Below are 18340 nucleotides of genomic sequence, written 5' to 3'. Positions count from 1 at the left end.
CCATGAGTAACCACATCCCGAGCAATGCGGTCGTCGTCGGAGTCGATGGATCCCGGGAAAGCTGGAATGCGCTCCGCTGGGCCGCCGACCGGGCGGCGGAGGCAGCCAGCCCATTGCATGTCATGCACGCCGAGGGCGCGCTGTACTCCACCTACGGTCCGACGCCCGACGTCAACCCCATCGACAACATCTGCGACGAAGCCCTCGGCATCGTGCAGCACCACCATCCGGATCTTGCCGTCACCTGGTCACAACCTGCCGATTCACCGGTCAACGCGCTGGTCGACGCCTCCATCGTCGCTGGTGAGATCGTGCTCGGGACAAGGGGATTGGGCGCCGTTCGTGGCGCCGTACTCGGCTCGGTAGCCACCCGCGTCTCCGCCGCCGCGCACTGCCCGGTCCTGGTCATCCGAGCAGCCTTCACCGAACTTCAGTCACGGGGACCGGTCGTGGTGGGTGTCGACCTGCGACCCGATGGCGTCGCCGCACTCGACTTCGCCTTCGCCGAGGCCGACCGCCGTGGACTCGGCGTGGTCGCCGTGCTGTGCTGGCAACTGGACCGCATGGATTTCGCCAGCGGCATCCCGATGCCGGGCGGAAACATGGCGGCGGCCCAGGAACACCATCGCGGGTTGCTGAGGAAGGCGCTGGCCGGGCCGTCCGCACGCTATCCGAGCGTTCGGGTCACTCCTCGGGTCGAATGCGCCCCCACCGCCGAAACGCTCGTCGAGCACAGCACCAACGCGTCGCTGCTCGTCGTGGGCACTCGGGGCCACCGGGAGGTCACCGGCCTCGTGCTCGGAGCCGTCAGCCAACGGATGATGCGCCGCGCGCTGTGCCCGGTCGCCGTGGTCTCCCACACCCGCGCCGAACAAGCCGGCGGCGGGCACGACCAGAGCCACACCTCGGCATGAAGACATCCCGGAGAGCAGGAGGAGGTGCTCGGCGGGAGGATCCACCATGACGTACCTCTGGATGGCTGCGGCGGTGTTCGGCATCAACCTGATCCCCGCCTTCGGGCCACCGACCTGGGCGGTGCTGGTGCTCTTCTACCTGCGCGACGATCTGTCCGAGGTCCTGTTGGTCCCGACCGGTGCGGTGGCCGCGGCCGCCGGCAGACTCGCGCTCGCCGTCGGCACCCGAGCGCTGGGCCGACACCTACCCGCCGGGCGGCGACACAACCTCACGGCGGCCGGTTCGGTGCTGATGCGCCGACGGGCCGGATCCGTCGCGGGACTCATGTTGTTCGCGCTCTCACCGATCCCGTCGGCGCAGCTGTTCGAGGCCGCCGGGCTGATGCAGGTCCGCCTGGTCCCGCTCACGGCATCGTTCTTCGCCGGGCGACTGGTGAGCTACAGCCTGTATCTCGGGGGAGCACACCTGGTGAAGGGCACCAGCACCGCGGATCTGATGACCTCCACTCTGACGTCTCCCGCGGGGGTGCTGCTGGAGGTCGCGATGCTGGCCGGGCTCGTGGCGCTGAGTCAGGTCGACTGGAGCAAACACCTCCGGTCCGCAGCACCGTCCGACGAGGCGAATACCCAACAGTCCCCGGGACTTTCGTCTCTGTCGGCAGCCCCTCGACCGCGCGACGCTGGCCATGACAGCAAGACCCGCTACGCCGGGCGAACCGAGGAGGACTTCATGAAACTTTCCGCGCAGACGCGAATCCGACGGGCACACCCGGCTCGGGTCGAGGTGCACACCACCACCGGTCGACCACCGTCGACGTCCGTCGGTCGCCGCTACCTGCTCGCTGCCCTCAGGCTCAGCCTGGGGTGGGTGTTCCTGTGGGCCTTCCTCGACAAGACGTTCGGGCTCGGGCACGACACGACCAGCAAGCAGGCGTGGATCCACGGCGGCAGCCCGACCTACGGCTTCCTGCACTTCTCCGCAAAGGGTCCGTTCGCCGGTCTCTACAAGGACATCGCCGGTCAGGGCTGGGCCGACTGGCTCTTCATGCTCGGCCTGCTCGGCATCGGAATCGGCCTGTGTGTCGGCGTCGCGATGCGCGCATCCGCGGTCGCCGCCGCAATCATGTTGGTGCTCATGTGGTCGGTCGTGCTCCCGCCGGCGAACAACCCGTTCATGGACGATCACCTCATCTACGCGATCGCGGTCCTGGCGTTGCCCGTGCTGCACGCGGACGAGGCCTGGGGCCTGGGCGCGTGGTGGAAGCGGACCGACATCGTGCGACGCTTCCCGATCCTCGGCTGACCCCCGACCAGGACGGCACACAGAACGGCATCCGGATCGGCATACAAAAGGTCCCGGGTCCGACATCCAGTGGATGTCGAGCCCGGGACCAAACGTGCGCGAGGGGGGATTTGAACCCCCACGCCCTTTCGGACACTGGCACCTGAAGCCAGCGCGTCTGCCGTTCCGCCACTCGCGCGAGTGCGGGGTCAAGTGTGCCCTGTCCGACCGCAGAACGCCAAATCGACGGGGTCCGTGAGACGTCAGCGGTCGGCCGGTGCCGATTCGGAAGGATCCCAGCGCGTATGCCGAGCCGTCATACGCCACACAGTTACCATGGCGTGCGCGGCTCGGCCGCCGCGGACAAGCGATCACGCACGACCCGGAGCAAGGAGGCGACCGTGGGCATCTTCGACAGACTGGAACGCAGCATCGAACGCGGCGTCAACGGCGTGTTCGCCAAGGCGTTCCGCTCCGAGGTCCAGCCCGTCGAGATCGCGAGCGCGATGCGGCGCGCGATGGACGACCGGGCGGTCAGCGCCGGCAAGGGCAAGCGGCACGTCGTCCCGAACCTCTTCGTCGTCGAGCTGTCCACCACCGACTACGAGGCGCTGGTCACCGAGCACGAGGACGAGCTGGCCGACGACCTCATCGCGACCGCGTCCGAGCACGCCGAGAGCCAGCGCTACCAGCCCGGCGGGCCGGTCAGCGTGCAATTCGCCGAGGACGAGAACCTCGAGACCGGTGTCTTCCGGCTGCGGCCGTCCAACGCCCGCCAGGTCCAGCCCGACATGCGCCGGATGCCGGAACGTATGCCGCCGGCCCGCGATGTCGACGACCCGCGCGCACCGCGCGGACAGGAGCCGGGTCAGCCGGGCGGACAGCGTCGGCCTGGTCTCGATACACCTCCCCCGCCCCGCTCCTCCGGCACTCGACCCGCAACTCCGGCTCCTCCGCTTCGCCCCTCCGGCTCCTCAGCCATCTCGACGGGCCCGGCCTCCGGCTACCCGTCGACCGGCAAGAGCGACCACCGGCCGTCACCGGCGGCACCGCGCAAGCTGCGCCAGCGACCGTGGCTGGACGTCGACGGCGACCGCTACACCCTGCTGGGTGCGATCACCGTGATCGGACGGGACGACGATGCCGACATACTGCTCGACGACCCGGGAATCTCGCGGCGGCACAGCGAGATTCGCATCACCTACGACGGCCCGCACCAGGTGATCACCATTCGTGACCTCGGCTCCACCAACGGCACCTTCGTCAACGGCGACCCCATCGGGACGCTGCACCTGCACGAGGGCGACCGCATCACCATCGGACGAACGCACCTGACGGTGCACGAAGGCGGGACCCGGTGAGCGAACTCACTCTCACCGCGATCCGGCTCGGATTGCTGGCGCTGCTCTGGGCGTTCATCTTCAGCATCGTCAGTGTGCTGCGCGGTGATCTTTACGGCACCCACGTCACCACGCGGTCCAGCGATCGCCGCAGCACCCCGGCCGCTCCGCAGCGTCCGGCGAAGCCGGTGCGTCGCGGCCCGACCCGGCTGGCGATCATCGAGGGCCCGATGCGCGGCGGCAGCATCCCGCTCACCGAGAACGGCGTGCTGATCGGCCGCAACCCGGAGTGCACCCTGGTGCTCTCCGACGACTTCGCCAGCGGCCGGCACGCCCGCATCTATGCCGGCGGCGACAGCTGGATGATCGACGACCTCGGCTCCACCAACGGCACCTACGTCGGTGGCGAGCGCATCGGTGAGGGCATGCCCCTGACCGAGGGTTCGCGCGTGCGCATCGGCCAGACCGTCCTCGAGGTCAGGAAGTAACCGCCACATGTCGATCTCCCTGCGGTATGCCGCTCGCACCGACATCGGTCTCGGCAGCAAGAGCCGCAACGAGGACTCCGGGTATGCCGGGCCCGACCTGCTCGTGCTGGCCGACGGCATGGGCGGGCACGCTGCCGGCGACATGGCCAGCTCGACCGTCGTGTCCGAGCTGGTTGCCCTGGACGGTGAGTCCTACGCCAGTGACGAGGCGTTGCGCCGCCTCGCCACCGCGGTCCACAACGCCAACGCCCGGCTGCGTGCGGAGATGGACGACGACGCCGAGCTCGAGGGCATGGGCACCACGCTCATCGCGTTCCTGCGCAGCGGAAACATGTTGGCGCTGGCCAACATCGGCGACTCACGCGCCTATCTGGTGCGGGACGGCGTCTTCAGCCAGATCACCAAGGACCACAGCTTCGTGCAGACCCTTCTCGACGAGGGCCGGATCACGCCCGAGGAGGCCGAGCACCACCCGCAGCGCTCGCTGGTGACGCGGGTGCTCACCGGCCGGGAGGACGACGAGCCCGATCTGTCGCTGCGCGAGGCCAAGCCGGGCGACCGGTTGCTGCTGTGCTCCGACGGGTTGCCGGACTACGTCGCCGCACCGACCATCGAGCAGATCATCACCGGCGAGGGCACCCCGGCGCAGATCGCCGACGCCCTCATCGCGATCGCGCTGAAGGCCGCGACCCGGGACAACGTCACGGTCGTCGTGGCCGACGTGGTCGATGGTGACGACGACGGCGAGACCTCGACCGCGCCGCAGGTCGTCGGCGCCGCGGCGGCGCACGATGTCTCCGGCTCCGCCGAGACCGATGACGCCCCCACCAGCCCGGCGGCGAAGGCTGCCGCGCTCCGGCGGGCCGCCAACACCCCCGAGCCGCCCGACGACGAGGACGACGACCTGCCGGTCCTGGCCGAGGAGGGCCCGCGTCGGTTCACCTGGTTGCGCCGCGGCCTGTTCGCCGTACTCGTCGTGGCCGTGCTCGCCGTCATCGCCGTCTTCGGGTATGCCGCGACGCAGCGGCAGTACTACATCGCCGATCACGACGGCAAAGTCACCATTTACCAAGGCATTTCGCAGAATCTCGGCCCGATCAAGCTGCACTCCGTCAACACCGTGAGTGACGTCTGGGTCGCCGACCTGCCCAGCTACGACCGCGACAAGGTCGCCGCGGGGAACATGACGGCGGGCAGCAAGGAATCCGCGATCAGCATCGTCGAGAACCTCCGCGCGGACATGGTCAGCTGCCAGGCCCAGGTCGCGGACGGAAGCAGCTGCTAGGGATGAGAAGGCGCGGCATCCAGTCGGCACTGCCCAAGACACGACGCAACACCGAGCTGGTGTTGCTGGTCGTCGCTGTCGCCATCGTGCTGGTGGCGTATGCGAATGTCGGTCTGGCAGTGAACAATTCGCTGCCGGTTGACTTCTACACACTCGGCGGCGGCTTCGCGGTCGTCACGTTCGTGTTCCACCTGGCGTTGCGGTGGAAGGCGTCATACGCCGACCCGGTGCTGCTGCCGATCGTCACGCTGCTCAACGGGCTCGGGCTGGTGATGATCCACCGCATCGACCTGGCGCCCGGGTCACCGCACGCCGCGCCGAAGCAGTTGATGTGGACGGCCGTTGCCGCCACTGCTGCGGTCGCGCTGATCTTCTTCGTGCCGGATCACCGCCGGTTGCGTCGCTACACCTTCACCTTCGGGCTCATCGGCTTCTTCCTGCTGCTCACCCCGTTGCTGCCGGGAATCGGGCGCAACATCAACGGTTCTCGCGTGTGGATCGTCGTGGGCGGCTTCTCCTTCCAGCCCAGTGAGATCGCCAAGATCCTGATCACTATCTTCTTCGCCAGCTACCTGGTGCAGACCCGTGACGCGCTGTCCCTGGTCGGTCGCCGGGTGCTCGGGCTGCCGTTGCCGCGAGCGCGCGACATGGGTCCGATCCTGATCGCCTGGATCGCCTCGCTCGGTGTGCTGGTCTTCGAGTCCGACCTCGGCACCTCGCTGCTGTTCTTCGGGCTCTTCGTCGGCATGCTCTACGTCGCGACCGAGCGTCGGTCCTGGATCATCATCGGGCTGACCCTCTTCCTGGCCGGCGCGTATGTCGCCTACCTGCTGTTCGCGCACTTCCAGGAGCGGGTGTCGTTGTGGCTGGACCCGTTCCAGCCCGGGATGTCCGACCAGATCGCCAAGGGCCTGATGGGTATGGCGGCCGGCGGCATGTTCGGCACCGGGCTCGGCCAGGGCCACCCGGAGCTGACCTACTTCGCCAACAGCGACTTCATCATCCCGTCGTTCGGCGAGGAGCTCGGCCTGGTCGGACTCTGCGCGATCCTGGTGCTCTACGGCCTGATCGTCGAGCGCGGCCTGCGCACCGGCGTCGCGTCCCGGGACGGCTTCGGCAAGATGCTGGCGACCGGTCTGGCGTTCTCGATGGCGCTGCAGGTCTTCGTGGTCGTCGGCGGCGTGACCCGGGTGATCCCGCTGACCGGTCTGACCACGCCCTTCCTCTCCGCCGGTGGCTCGTCGCTGCTGGCCAACTGGGTGATCATCGCGCTGCTGTTGCGCATCAGCGACCACGCCCGCCGGCCGACCTCCGACGACCGACCCGAAAACCTCAGCACCGACGACACCCAAGTGGTGAAGACGAAGTGACGCACTTGATCTCGATACGCTGGTCTCGAAACACCTCCCCTGCTGCGCTCCTCCGGCACCCTTCGATACGCCCTTCGCAAGCTCCGGGCTACTCAGGGCACCGCTCGACCCGCGGCTCCTCCGCCATCCTTCGATACGCCCGTCGCAGGCTCCGGGCTACTCAGGACGACGTTCGATCGGCGTGCGCATGAATGCCCCCATCCGCCGTCTCGGCCTCGTCGTCGCCGCGATGTTCTGCGCGCTGCTGGTCGCGACCACGCTGATCCAGTTCGTGCAGGCGCGCAGCCTGGACGACCGCGCCGGCAACCGGCGCACGCTGCTGTCGTCATACAGCAAGGAACGCGGGTCGATCCTGGTCGGCGGCTCGGCCGCCGCGGTCTCGAAGAAGACCGACGACCAGTTCAAGTGGCTGCGTTCCTACCCGCAGGGTTCGCTGTATGCCGACGTGACCGGCTATTTCTCGTTCACCTACGGCAGCACCGGGGTCGAGCGGTCCTACAACGACTTCCTCAACGGCAGCTCCGACAAGCTGTTCTACCGGCGGCTGATCGACATCGTGACCGGTCAGTCGGCCCAGGGTGCCAGCGTGCAGCTGACGATCAATGCCAAGGCGCAGCAGGCCGCGGCAAAGGCGCTGGGCAACCAGAAGGGCGCCGTCGTCGCACTCGACCCGAAGACCGGCGCGATCCTGGCGATGGTCACCAGCCCGAGCTACGACCCGAACCTGCTCGCCGGGCACGACCTGAACAAGGTGCAGGAGTCCTTCGGCAAGTTGTCCAAGGATCCCGACCAGCCGCTGCTCAATCGCGCCATCAACGGCAACCTCTACCCGCCGGGCTCGACGTTCAAGCTGGTCACCTCGGCCGCAGCGCTCGAGTCCGGTAAGTACCAAGCAGATTCGACGTTGCCCGGGCCGGCGAAGCTGCGGCTGCCGGGCACCAACAACTACCTGCCCAACGACTTCCCGGGCAACTGCGGCGCGGGGGACAAGGTCACCCTGAAGCGCGCCCTGACGATCAGCTGCAACACCGCCTTCGCGTCGCTCGGCATGAGCCTGGGCCAGGACGACGTGCGGAGTATGGCGACGAAGTTCGGTTTCGGGAAGTCGCTGTCGATCCCGATGTCGGTCACGCCGAGCGTGTTCCCGAACGACCTGAACAAGCCGCAGCTGGCCCAGTCGTCCATCGGCCAGTACGACGTGCGCGCGACGCCGCTGCAGATCGCAATGGTCAGCGCGGCCATCGCCAACGGCGGCAAGGAGATGACGCCCTACCTCGTGCAATCGGTGCGCGACAAGAACCTGGATGTCATCCAGACCACCGACTCCAAGGAGTTCGCCAACCCCATCTCGGGGGACACCGCCAGCACGCTGACCGACATGATGGAGTCGGTCGTGAGCGAGGGCACGGGAACCAATGCGGCCATCCCGGGCATCAAGGTGGCAGGTAAGACGGGCACGGCCGAGCACGGCCAGGGCCGCAACGCCGACGTCTGGTTCACCGGGTTCGCGCCCGCGGACAACCCGAAGGTCGCCGTGGCGGTGCTCGTCGAGAACGGCGGAACGGTCGGACAGGAAGCGAGCGGCGGTCTGGTGGCAGCACCGATCGCCAAGCAAGTGATGGAAGCGGTGATCGGCAAATGACCGGTATGGGGGACCTGATGGGAGGTCGCTACCGGCTGACCGACCGGATCGCGGCCGGCGGCATGGGCGAGGTGTGGCAGGCCCGCGATGAGATCCTCGGGCGCACCGTCGCGATCAAGCTGCTCAAGGAGGGGCTCACCGACGAGGAGGGCTTCACCGAGCGATTCCGCAACGAGGCCCGACTGTCGGCGGCGCTGGCGCACGGCAACATCGCGCAGGTCTACGACTACGGCGAGGACGGCAACCTCGCCTACCTGGTGATGGAGTACGTCCCGGGCAAGCCGTTGTCGAAGATCCTGCACGAGCGCGGTCCGATCTCGGCGGCCGACACCGCCAACCTGATGGGCCAGGCCGCCGCGGCGCTGCACGCCGCGCACCGGGCCGGGCTGATCCACCGCGACGTCAAGCCGGCCAACATGCTGGTGACACCGGACGGTGTGGTGAAGCTGACCGACTTCGGCATCGCCCGCGCGGTCGGTTCCGCCGCCATGACCAAGACCGGTGAGGTGATGGGCACCGCCCAGTACCTCGCGCCCGAGGCCGCGATGGGCCGCGACACGACCGCGCTCACGGACGTCTACTCGCTGGCCGTCGTGACCTACGAGATGCTCGGTGGCAGAAGGCCGTTCACCGCCGACAGCGCCGTCGCGCTGGCGCTGGCGCACGTCAACGAGCAGCCGCCGCCGCTGCCTCAGGAGGTGCCCGCGCCGTTGCGTGCCGTCGTGCACGTCGCCCTGGAGAAGGATCCGGAGTCGCGACCCAACTCCGCGCAGGAGTTCGGCCGGGCGCTGCGCCAGGCCGTGACCGACAGCGAGCAGATGGGCCTGAACATCTGGGCGCCCGCACCGCAGCCGACCGGTCCGGCCGGAGCGGCCGGAGCGGGCGGCCCGTCGGGTCCGCAATCCGGTGCGCAGTCGGGACCCCAGTCCGGGCACACGTCCGGACCGCAGACCGGCATGCGTTCCGGAGGTCAGCCGCAGACCTCCGGTGGCCAGAAACTCTCCCGGTCCCAGCGCAAGCATCAGTCCGGGCCGCAGCCGCTCGCCACATCGGGCGGGCAGCGAGTGACCTCCGGTAGCCAGGCGGTCACCCAGACCGATGGTTCGCGCACCAAGAAGTTGCTGATCGGCGGTGGCGTCGTGGCGGTGGTGATCATCGCGATCATCGTGGGCGTCATACTGGCCACCAGCGGCGGTGGCGGTCCCAAGGTCCCCACCGCACCCGACAGCGGACCGTTCAACCAACCGATCGTGACCTACAGCCCGGAGGCTTCTTCGTGAGCGAGCGCAGCGAGCGACCAAGGGCTCAGATTCAGGCCAACCCCAGCCGGGGTCCCCGCGAAGTATCGGAGCGACGAAGGAGCGGAGAACTTCGTGGGGTGGCAGGAACGAGGGGTTTGGCGTGAGTGACGGACTGCCACGCATCCTCGGCGGTCGCTACGAAGTCGGTGAACTCATCGGCCGCGGCGGTATGGCGGAGGTGCATCTCGGCCACGACACCCGCCTCGGGCGGACCGTGGCGATCAAGATCCTGCGCGCCGACCTGGCCCGGGACAGCACGTTCCTGACCCGCTTCCGGCGCGAGGCACACTCCGCGGCCGGACTGTCGCACCACGCGATCGTCGCGGTCTACGACTCCGGCGAGGAGACCTTCACCGAGTCCGGTGGCGCCGAGATCGACGTGCCCTACATCGTCATGGAGTATGTCGACGGGCAGACCCTGCGCGAGATCCTCAACGACGAGGAGAAGCTGTCCCCCGACGAGGCGGCCCGCGTGACGATGGGCATCCTGTCGGCGCTGGAGTACTCGCACGACAAGGGCATCGTCCACCGGGACATCAAGCCCGCCAACGTGATGCTGACCAAGGGCGGCAGCGTCAAGGTGATGGACTTCGGCATCGCCCGCGCGCTGGCCGACACCGGCGCGACGATGACGTCGGCCCAGGCCGTCGTCGGCACCGCGCGCTATCTGTCCCCGGAGCAGGCGCAGGGCGAGACGGTCGACGCACGCTCCGACCTCTACTCCGCCGGTTGTGTGCTCTTCGAGCTGCTGACCGGTCGCACGCCGTTCGTCGGCGAGCCGGTCGCGCTGGTCTACCAGCACATCACCGATCCGCCGAAGCCGCCGTCGGCATACGAGCCGTCGGTGCCGAAGGCGATGAACGCCGTCACGCTGCACGCGCTGGCCAAGGGCCGCGACGACCGCTACCAGACCGCCGCGGACTTCCGGGCCGACCTGCAGGCCGCCCGGACCGGCGCTCCGCTCAGCGACGGCGCGACGGCTGTCATCTCCTCCGCCGCGGCCGCGGCGCCGTCGGTGATGGACCGCGAACCGCAGGCACCGCAGCCGGTGCGCCGCGACCACACCCGCGAGATCCACGACAAGGAACCACAGCGGCGACTGACCGGTCTCTGGATCGTCGCCGGCGTCATCGCGCTGCTGGCGATCCTCGGCATCGGCTACCTGGTGATGAACGGCAACAGCAACAAGCCGTCGACCGAGGCGGTGCCCAACGTGGTCCAGCAGAAGGCCGCTGCCGCGAAACGGATCCTGAGCGATCACGGCTTCAAGAACGTGAAGGTGAAGCTCGTCAAGAGCGACGTCACCAAGGGGTATGTCGCCAGCACCGATCCGGACGGTGGCACCAACGTCGACCCGGCCGACCAAGTCCTGCTCAACGTCAGCGACGGTCCCGGCCTCGCGTCGGTCCCGGACGTGGCCGGCAAGTCCGTCGCCGATGCGAAACAGACCTTGGCGAACCAGGGGTTCACCAAGGTCACGGTCGCCAGCAAGAAGGTCGACGACTCCGAATACGCCGCAGGACAGGTCGTTTCGGCGGCCCCGGCGAGCGGTTCGATGGCCGACCCGAGCCAGCGGGTGACGCTCAGCGTCAGCAGCGGCAAGGTGCACGTCCCCACCGGCCTGCTCGGCCAGGAGGCCGGTGACGCCCAGTTCGCGCTGCGCCAGGCACATCTGAAGTGGGACACCAAACAGGTCCCGGTCAGCGACCCGGACCAGGGCGGCAAGGTGCAGAAGGTCTCGCCGAAGCAGGGTGCCCGGGTGGACCGGGACTCGACGGTGACGCTGACCGTGGGGGTCTACTCCAGTCAGACGACCGTGACGATCACTCCGCCACCGAGCTCCTCGTCCGACACCCCGACCTCGACCGGCGGCAGCAGCGGCAGCAGCACGGGGTCCTCGACCACGGAGCCGACCAGCCCGACGTCCAAGCCGACGCACCCGAGCCACACCGGGCTACCGCCGGTGCCGACCTTCCCGTAAGGGAGGACCGGCTCAGGCCGTCGGGCCGTGCACCAGCGGCGCGAGGCCGGCGGAACGCTCGACGGCATCGGACATGCCGCACAGCGTCAGCCAGTTGGCGAGCATGCGGTGCCCGCCCTCGGTCAGCACCGACTCGGGGTGGAACTGCACTCCGTGCAACGGCAGCGTCCGATGGCGGACCGCCATGATGACGCCGGAGTCGGTGCGGCCGGTGACCTCGAGCTCGTCGGGGACGGTGTCGGCCTCGATCGCGAGCGAGTGGTAGCGGGTCGCGGTGAACGGCGACGGCAGCCCCTCGAGCACGCCGGCACCGTCGTGCACGATGCGGGAGGTCTTGCCGTGCAGCAGCTCGGGGGCGCGGTCGACCGTCGCGCCATACACGACGCCGAGGGCCTGGTGCCCGAGGCAGACCCCGAACATCGGCTGCTCGCGCTGCGCGCAGGCCTCGATCATCGCGGTCGAGACACCGGCCTCCTCGGGCGTGCCCGGTCCGGGGGAGACGAGCACCCCGTCGTAGTCGGCGCCTTCGGCTGCGGTGATCGCGTCGTTGCGCACGACGGTCGTCTCGGCGCCCAACTGCTGCAGGTAGCCGACGATGGTGAAGACGAAGCTGTCGTAGTTGTCGATCACCAGGATCTTCGTCGTGCTGCTGGTCATGAGGTCACTTTCTGTGTCACTTGCCGGCCTTCGCGTATTTCAGGTCGAGCGCACCCTGGTATGCCGGGAAGGTCTCCTTGTCGGAGGTCTGCACGTCATACCCGAGGCCGGCCAGGGGCACGTAGGCCCGGTAGTTCGCAACCGTCGGGTCATCGGTCAGTGCCTTGCGCAGCTTGGCGGGGTCACCCATTGCCCGGATCCGGAACGGCGGGGAGTAGACCCGTCCCTGCAGCAGCAGGGTGTTGCCGACGCAACGCACCGCCGAGGTGGACACGACCCGCTGGTCCATCAGCATCATGGCGGTCGCGCCACCGGCCCAGAGCGCGTTGACCACTGCCTGGACGTCCTGTTGGTGCACGACCAACCAGTCGAGGTTGGCGCCGTCCGGCAGCGTCGACGGGTCGCGGGTGGAGTCGTTGAGCGTGACGGTCACGACCTTGCCGGTGGCCTTGGTGAGGCCGGCCGTCCCGGCATACCCGTCGGCGGTCTGTTGTGTCTTGCGCAGTTGCGAGGAGCCCGGTGCGTCCTTGGTGCCGAGCCGTTTGACGGTCGCCTGCAGTCCGGCGACGTCGGACGCCTGGCGGGCGACCCGGCGGTTGCCGTCCTGCACCACCTGCACCAGATCACTCGTGCCGGGTCGCAGGTCGGTGCCCTGCGAGGTGGTGGCGCTGATGCCGAAGAGCAGACCGGCAGCGACGCCGATAGCGGGCACGGCATACGCCCATCGGTTCTGTGGTCGCCACATGTCGTGCCTCCTCGCTGTCTCCGTCACGGTCCCACCATGATCCCGCAGGGGTCTGGGCGCCCCCGGCATCCGGGTGGGTGAAATAGTGTGGAGCAAATTCTGACATTTCGCTTTGGGAGAACGCCGTGAGCACGTCCGAGAACAACGCCGACGACAGGTCTGCAGTCCCCGCCGGTGACGAGGACGCCGCTGCCAAGAAGGCGGCGAACAAGGCGGCCGCCAAGGAGGAGAAGGCCAACCGCCGCAAGGAGGAGGACCGCGAGCGCGAGGAGAAGCGCGTCGCGAAGATGGTCGACGCGCCCAGCCCCGGCTGGTGGGTGCCGACGCTGTGCACCTTCATGGTCGTCGGACTGTTCTGGCTCGTCGTCTACTACCTGACCGGCGAGAAGTACCCGATTCCAGGCATCGGACTGGGCAACATGGCCATCGGTTTCGTACTGATCCTGATCGGATTCGGTATGACGACCCGCTGGCGCTGACCACTCGGCGCCACCCGGCAGGACCGCCGTCCCACGGTTACCCACAGGGTTATCCACAGGTGGTGGAAAACTACACACATGTAATTCAGCGCCCTTGCGGGGCGCTGTTTTGCCTTTCCTGCCAGACCCTGGTGCAGACCGTCGACCGCCCGGATCCGCGTGACTGCGAGCGCAGTTCGAACTCCGGCAGCGCACTCGACGGTTATGGAACCCGCGGTCGGTGAGAGCAGGCGCTCATCTGAGCCTGGTCGGAGTCAGAGCTGCACCGAAACACCGAAATCCACTGCCGTGTCTCATGATTCGCTGCAATCTCGGTCCGCCGGGCCCGATACGGTCGCGGGGCACCCAAATCCGGGCCAGGTATGACGCATCGGCGGCGTCACTCTCGGCGCCGGTCGCACGTCCAGGCACCCGGCACTCGCCTTCGACCGACCGAGTGGGCCACCCGGTGTGAACCACATCACATTAGGGCTGTCAAGAGCGAGGACCGATTCCGCCGAATTCCGGCTGGTCCACGTGGCTCAGGGCGCGTTGTCCACAGAGTTATCCACAGCAGTGGATAACTACATGTGTGTAACTTCGATCAGGTGATCGGCCGCGGCGGGGGTCAGCTCGGGTCGGGCTCGGCGGCGAAGAACCGCAACGCGTCGAGCACGCTGCGCACCAGCGGCACCTCGTGGGTGCGGTAGACGCCGGTGCCGCCCAGGTGCGCGAGGACCGCGAAGAAGCCCTCGCCACTGCGGTACTGGTCCTCGAAGATGTCGAACGCGTGCGGCAGCGCGTGACAGATCGGCACGCCCAGCCGCCGCAGCCGGAAGGTGTGCAGCAGAGCGGTCGCCTGGTGCCGGGCTCGCGCGCGCTGGTCGTCGAGGTGGAAACCGAAGCCCAGGCCGGGGTCGATGGCGACGCTGGTGACGCCCAGCGCCCGGGCGCGATCGATCCGCTGTCCGAAGGTGTCCAGCATCCGTGGGACCGGATCGGTGTCGACCGCGTCGCCGGTGAGCGCGCGGGCGTTCGGGCCGAGGACGTGGCAGAGCACCACCGTCGCACTGTGCTCCGCGGCCAGGGTGAACATCCGGTCGTCGTCGTCCGACCCGGTGAGGTTGAGCAGGCAGGCTCCCGCGGCGAGACCTGCTCGCGCCACGGGCTCCTGATAGGCCTCGACCGAGACGGGTATGCCGTCGGCGGTGAGTTGTTCGACGACCGGCGTCAGCAGGGCCTGCTGCTCGGCGAGGTCGGCACGGGCCGCGGTCGCCCGGGTGGACTCGGCACCGACGTCGACGAGGTCCGCGCCGGCGGCCGTCTGCATTCGGGCCTTGCGGACCGCGGACTCGGTGCTCACCGCGATGCTCTCCCGGTAGGACGAGTCGCGTGACAGGTTGACCACGCTCATCAGCACCGATGTCTCGTCCGTGTCGATGGTCCGCGTGCCGATCCGCAATGGCTCGATCGGGGCCGAGAGGTCGCTCTCGTAGCGCTGGGCGAGTTGGGCGAGCGCCGTGAGGTCGATCATCGGCCCGGCGCCAGGTAGCGCATCATCAGGGTGTCGTCGCCGTGCAGCACGTGGGCCAGCCGGAACTCGCTCACCTGCGGCATGGCCGGCGTCGAGGGTGAGTTCTCCGTCCCCGCGAACACCGGACTGACCGTGATGTCCGCCTCGTCGACCAGATCGGCGGCGACCAGGTCACGCAGCAGCTGCGGACCACCCTCGCAGACGATCCGGGTCAGCTTCCGGTCGACGAGTTCGTGGACGATCTCCTGCGGACCGGTTCGGTCCAGGACGACCAGGTCGGCGTGCTCGCGCGCCGTCGCCATACGGTCCCGATCGGCGCCGTCATGGGTGAACACCAGTGGCCGACAACTGGATTCGTGCCACAACGGCAGATCCCACGGCAGGTCGAGTGACCCGCTGACCACCGTGACGACCGGGGCGGGCTGTTGGCCCGCAGCCTGACGACGCTGCTCGTCGGCTGACTTGGCACGCATCGGTGTGTAGCGCTCGGCGCGCAACGTGCCGGCGCCGATGAGCACGGCGTCGGCGTCCCGGCGTACGGCGTTGAAGATCAGCTGGTCGGCGGGGGACGACACGGAGCCGCTCAGTCGGTCCGGCCCGGCCGCCGCCCCGTCGAGGGTGGTGACCATCATCGCCCGGAGCCAGGGACCGTGCTGGGGCCACGGGTAGGCCCGCAGCAGATCGTCCTCGGTCAGTCGATGGTCACCGGTGAGCGGGAGTGGGCCATGAACGTGGCCAGCCTCAGACATATCTCCGCAACCTACCTGCCCGGCGGGCAGGGGCCGCGGATGACACGTCCTACTGGTGCGGGAGGCTCGCCACGATGCCGCCGATGTCCTCGCCGAAGAACTTGTTCCAGCTGTTCCAGTCGTGCTGGCCCCCAGGCAGGAAGCGGTAGTCGACGGCGATGTTCCGTGCCCGCAGGTCACCGACGAAGGCATCCTGGGTGCGCCGCACGGTCGACTCCTGGATCCAGGACGCCGGGTCGCCGCCCGCGCCGTCGCCACTGGACAGGAACAGGCGTATGCCGCGCAGCTGGTCGGCGAGCGCACGCGGATTCCACTGCTGCATCATCGCGGTGTCCGTCTGGAAGATGGACCCGGGCAACTGTCCGTCGGCCACGGGTGCACCGGTCATGACGGCGATCTGATTGACGTCGAACACGTCGACCGGCCCCGAGTAGGCGCTCGCCGAGCAGAACACCTGCGGGTTGCGCGCCGCGTAGGTGATCGCGCCATACCCGCCCATCGACAGGCCGGCGACCGCCTTGGTCTTCCAGCCGACGATCGTGCGGAAGCGCTGGTCCACCCAGTTCATCAGCTGCGGGACGTGGAACTCCTCCCAGTTCACCGTCGCACCCTGCGGCCCCTTCCAGTCGACGTAGAAGCCGCCATTGCCGCCATCGGGGCAGATGATGATGACGTCGGCACCGGCGGTCTGTCGGTCCGCGATGCCACCATGCATGGTCCAGTCCAGGTAGGCACCCGGGAACCGCTGCGCCGGATCGACGCCCTCCGGGTGTCCGCCGTGCAGCAGCATGAGGACGGGATAGCGTCGGCCGGGGTTCTGGTCGTAGCCGTCGGGCAGGATCACCCGGACCGACGGCTGGAAGAGTGTCATCGCGGACGTGGCGAACCGGAAGTCCCAGAAGCGGGGGCTGACCCGCAGATTCCAGGTCTCCTCGAGACCCGGCACTGCCGCGTCGGCGGCACCGGTGCTGCCGACTCCGACGGCGGTGAGCGCGGCGGCGGCCGCGCCTCCCCTGATGAGGTTGCGGCGAGAAATGACTGACATGTGAGTTCCTCCCTGGCGGTGGACACGGTGTCCACGACTCACACTCGCAGCTGGCGGGCGGCTACTGACGGGTCCGTGAGTAAACGTTTTCTCAGGACTTGGTCAGGACCTCCGGTCCGTTCCGTATGACGTCAACCGGTAGGCAGGTGGACCGACTCGAACCGGACCACGGCGGCGACGACGAGCAGCACCGTGATCGCGGCGAGCGCGAACCATTGCAGCTGCGCGCGATTGCGGCCGAGCAGCGCGATCGCCCCGGCACACAGGCCACCGGTGATGGCGCCGCCGAGGTGCGACTGCCAGGCGACGTCCGGCACGACGAACCCGAGGATGCCGTTGATGACGATCAGGCCCACCATCGGGCCGACCTCACGCCCGAGGTGCCGGTTGAGCACGACCACCGCGACGAAGAGCCCGAAGACCGCGCCGGACGCGCCGACCGTCGGGGTCACCCACCCGGTCGGGTAGTCGGTGGGCGAGTTCGGCGTCGACGCGAGCAACTCGTAGCCGACTGATCCGCCGAACGCGGAGATCAGGTAGATCGCCAGCAGCCGCACCCGGCCGAGCAGCGGCTCGAGGTACTGCCCGACGATCCAGAGGGCGTACATGTTGAAGAGCAGATGGAAGATCGACGACGGCGAGTGCACGAAGGCCGCCGTGAGGAACCGCCACGGGTCCTGCTTGGACAGGATCGGCTCATAGAACAGGTCCGTCGTGACCTTGTCGTTGACCTGTTGCCCGATCCAGACGACCACGCAGATCGCGATCAGCGTGATCGTGACGACCGGGCGGCCCTGGGCCACCCGGCCGCCGAAGATCGACACCAGGGAGCGGCTGTCCTTCCGCTGCGCCGCCACGCAGTCGACGCACTGCACGCCGACCGCGGCAGGCCGCTGGCACTCGGCGCAGGTCGGACGGCCGCATCGCTGGCAGGACACCATCGCCACCCGGTCCGGGTGGCGAGGGCAGGTGGGGAGGTTCCCCATGCTGTTGGTCACGTGAGGTGAACGATCGTCAGGTCACGATCATTTCTGGACGGTGACCTTCTCGATCACCACGGGCTCGTTCGGGCGGTCCTGCGCACCCGTCGACACGGCGGCGATCTTGTCGACGACGTCGCGGCTCGGCTGGTCGGCGACCTCACCGAAGATCGTGTGCTTGCCCTGCAGCCAGGGGGTCGGACCGACCGTGATGAAGAACTGCGAGCCGTTGGTGCCGTGTCCACCGCGCTTGCCGGCGTTGGCCATCGCGAGGATGTATGGCGCGGCGAAGTTCTTCTCGGGGGAGATCTCGTCGTCGAACTCGTAGCCCGGGCCGCCGATGCCGATGCCCTGCGGGCAGCCGCCCTGGATCATGAATCCGGGGATGATCCGGTGGAAGGTCAGGCCGTCGTAGAACGGCGTGGGGTTGGTGCGACCTTCGTCGTCGCGGTATTCCTTGGTGCCCTCGGCCAGGCCGACGAAGTTGTCGACAGTCTTCGGGGCGTCGTTCGGGAACAGGTTGACCTTGATGTCACCGTGGTTGGTCTGCAGTGTTGCGATCATGCCCA

Annotated in this window: 17 protein-coding genes and 1 tRNA gene; 10 read left to right on the top strand and 8 right to left on the bottom strand. The window is 68.4% G+C overall.

From position 1 onward, the window contains the following. Positions 1–2: 2 nt before the first annotated feature. Positions 3–914 carry a universal stress protein gene (locus ACZ50J_RS00365; protein WP_464299299.1) on the top strand — a complete coding sequence of 304 codons (912 nt, stop codon included), beginning with the start codon at positions 3–5 and terminating at the stop codon, positions 912–914. A 46-nt stretch (positions 915–960) separates the two neighbouring features. Further along, on the top strand, positions 961–2217 hold the full coding sequence (locus ACZ50J_RS00360) for a hypothetical protein (protein ID WP_464299298.1): 1257 nt from the start codon (positions 961–963) through the stop codon (positions 2215–2217). Between the two features lie 95 nt (positions 2218–2312). Here ACZ50J_RS00360 and ACZ50J_RS00355 read toward each other — a convergent pair. After that, positions 2313–2395, bottom strand: a tRNA-Leu gene (locus ACZ50J_RS00355). Between the two features lie 202 nt (positions 2396–2597). On the opposite strand from ACZ50J_RS00355, the gene ACZ50J_RS00350 reads away from it, so the two are divergent. The 7 genes from ACZ50J_RS00350 to pknB all read left to right on the top strand — a co-directional run bounded on the left by ACZ50J_RS00350 (position 2598) and on the right by pknB (position 11603). Further along, positions 2598–3557: an FhaA domain-containing protein gene (locus ACZ50J_RS00350; RefSeq protein ID WP_464299297.1), complete on the top strand. Its 960-nt coding sequence runs from the start codon at positions 2598–2600 to the stop codon at positions 3555–3557. Next, entirely contained in the window at positions 3554–4024 is a 471-nt protein-coding gene (locus ACZ50J_RS00345; RefSeq protein ID WP_464299296.1) for an FHA domain-containing protein FhaB/FipA, read from the top strand. Before ACZ50J_RS00350 ends, ACZ50J_RS00345 begins: the two co-directional genes overlap by 4 nt. A 7-nt stretch (positions 4025–4031) precedes the next feature. Further along, positions 4032–5309 (top strand): PP2C family protein-serine/threonine phosphatase, encoded by a 1278-nt coding sequence (locus tag ACZ50J_RS00340; RefSeq protein ID WP_464299295.1) that lies wholly within the window; start codon positions 4032–4034, stop codon positions 5307–5309. 2 nt (positions 5310–5311) lie between these two features. Then, positions 5312–6679, top strand: a complete 1368-nt coding sequence (locus ACZ50J_RS00335; protein ID WP_464299294.1) for an FtsW/RodA/SpoVE family cell cycle protein — start codon at positions 5312–5314, stop codon at positions 6677–6679. A gap of 187 nt (positions 6680–6866) precedes the next feature. After that, positions 6867–8321, top strand: coding sequence for a peptidoglycan D,D-transpeptidase FtsI family protein (locus ACZ50J_RS00330; RefSeq protein WP_464299293.1), 1455 nt, complete (start codon positions 6867–6869; stop codon positions 8319–8321). Next, positions 8318–9601: a protein kinase domain-containing protein gene (locus ACZ50J_RS00325; protein ID WP_464299292.1), complete on the top strand. Its 1284-nt coding sequence runs from the start codon at positions 8318–8320 to the stop codon at positions 9599–9601. The genes ACZ50J_RS00330 and ACZ50J_RS00325 overlap by 4 nt, the downstream gene beginning before the upstream one ends. 121 nt (positions 9602–9722) lie before the next feature. Then, complete coding sequence (pknB, locus tag ACZ50J_RS00320; protein WP_464299291.1) at positions 9723–11603, top strand: Stk1 family PASTA domain-containing Ser/Thr kinase; 1881 nt, start codon at positions 9723–9725, stop codon at positions 11601–11603. Positions 11604–11615: 12 nt separating this feature from the next. Here the strand turns inward: pknB and ACZ50J_RS00315 are convergent, their stop codons facing one another. Together ACZ50J_RS00315 and ACZ50J_RS00310 are read right to left on the bottom strand one after the other, a co-directional pair. Then, the gene (locus ACZ50J_RS00315) at positions 11616–12260 is read right to left on the bottom strand and encodes an aminodeoxychorismate/anthranilate synthase component II (protein ID WP_464299290.1); all 645 of its coding nucleotides are present in this window, start codon (positions 12258–12260) and stop codon (positions 11616–11618) included. A gap of 16 nt (positions 12261–12276) precedes the next feature. After that, positions 12277–13005, bottom strand: a complete 729-nt coding sequence (locus ACZ50J_RS00310; RefSeq protein WP_464299289.1) for a DUF881 domain-containing protein — start codon at positions 13003–13005, stop codon at positions 12277–12279. A 125-nt stretch (positions 13006–13130) separates the two neighbouring features. Here ACZ50J_RS00310 and ACZ50J_RS00305 point away from each other — a divergent pair, with 125 nt between their 5' ends. Further along, entirely contained in the window at positions 13131–13484 is a 354-nt protein-coding gene (locus tag ACZ50J_RS00305) for a cell division protein CrgA (protein ID WP_464299288.1), read from the top strand. Positions 13485–14091: 607 nt separating this feature from the next. Here ACZ50J_RS00305 and ACZ50J_RS00300 read toward each other — a convergent pair. The 5 genes from ACZ50J_RS00300 to ACZ50J_RS00280 all read right to left on the bottom strand — a co-directional run bounded on the left by ACZ50J_RS00300 (position 14092) and on the right by ACZ50J_RS00280 (position 18335). Continuing rightward, entirely contained in the window at positions 14092–14997 is a 906-nt protein-coding gene (locus ACZ50J_RS00300) for a dihydropteroate synthase (RefSeq protein ID WP_464299287.1), read from the bottom strand. After that, complete coding sequence (locus ACZ50J_RS00295) at positions 14994–15746, bottom strand: dihydrofolate reductase family protein (RefSeq protein WP_464299286.1); 753 nt, start codon at positions 15744–15746, stop codon at positions 14994–14996. Before ACZ50J_RS00295 ends, ACZ50J_RS00300 begins: the two co-directional genes overlap by 4 nt. A gap of 49 nt (positions 15747–15795) precedes the next feature. After that, complete coding sequence (locus ACZ50J_RS00290) at positions 15796–16791, bottom strand: alpha/beta hydrolase (protein ID WP_464299285.1); 996 nt, start codon at positions 16789–16791, stop codon at positions 15796–15798. Between the two features lie 131 nt (positions 16792–16922). Further along, on the bottom strand, positions 16923–17789 hold the full coding sequence (locus ACZ50J_RS00285) for a rhomboid family intramembrane serine protease (protein WP_464299284.1): 867 nt from the start codon (positions 17787–17789) through the stop codon (positions 16923–16925). A 27-nt stretch (positions 17790–17816) separates the two neighbouring features. Next, positions 17817–18335 (bottom strand): peptidylprolyl isomerase, encoded by a 519-nt coding sequence (locus ACZ50J_RS00280; RefSeq protein WP_464299283.1) that lies wholly within the window; start codon positions 18333–18335, stop codon positions 17817–17819. Between the last annotated feature and the right edge of the window lie 5 nt (positions 18336–18340).

Source organism: Flexivirga sp. G2 (genome assembly GCF_055397625.1).
This window is presented reverse-complemented; position numbering and strand designations above follow the sequence as displayed.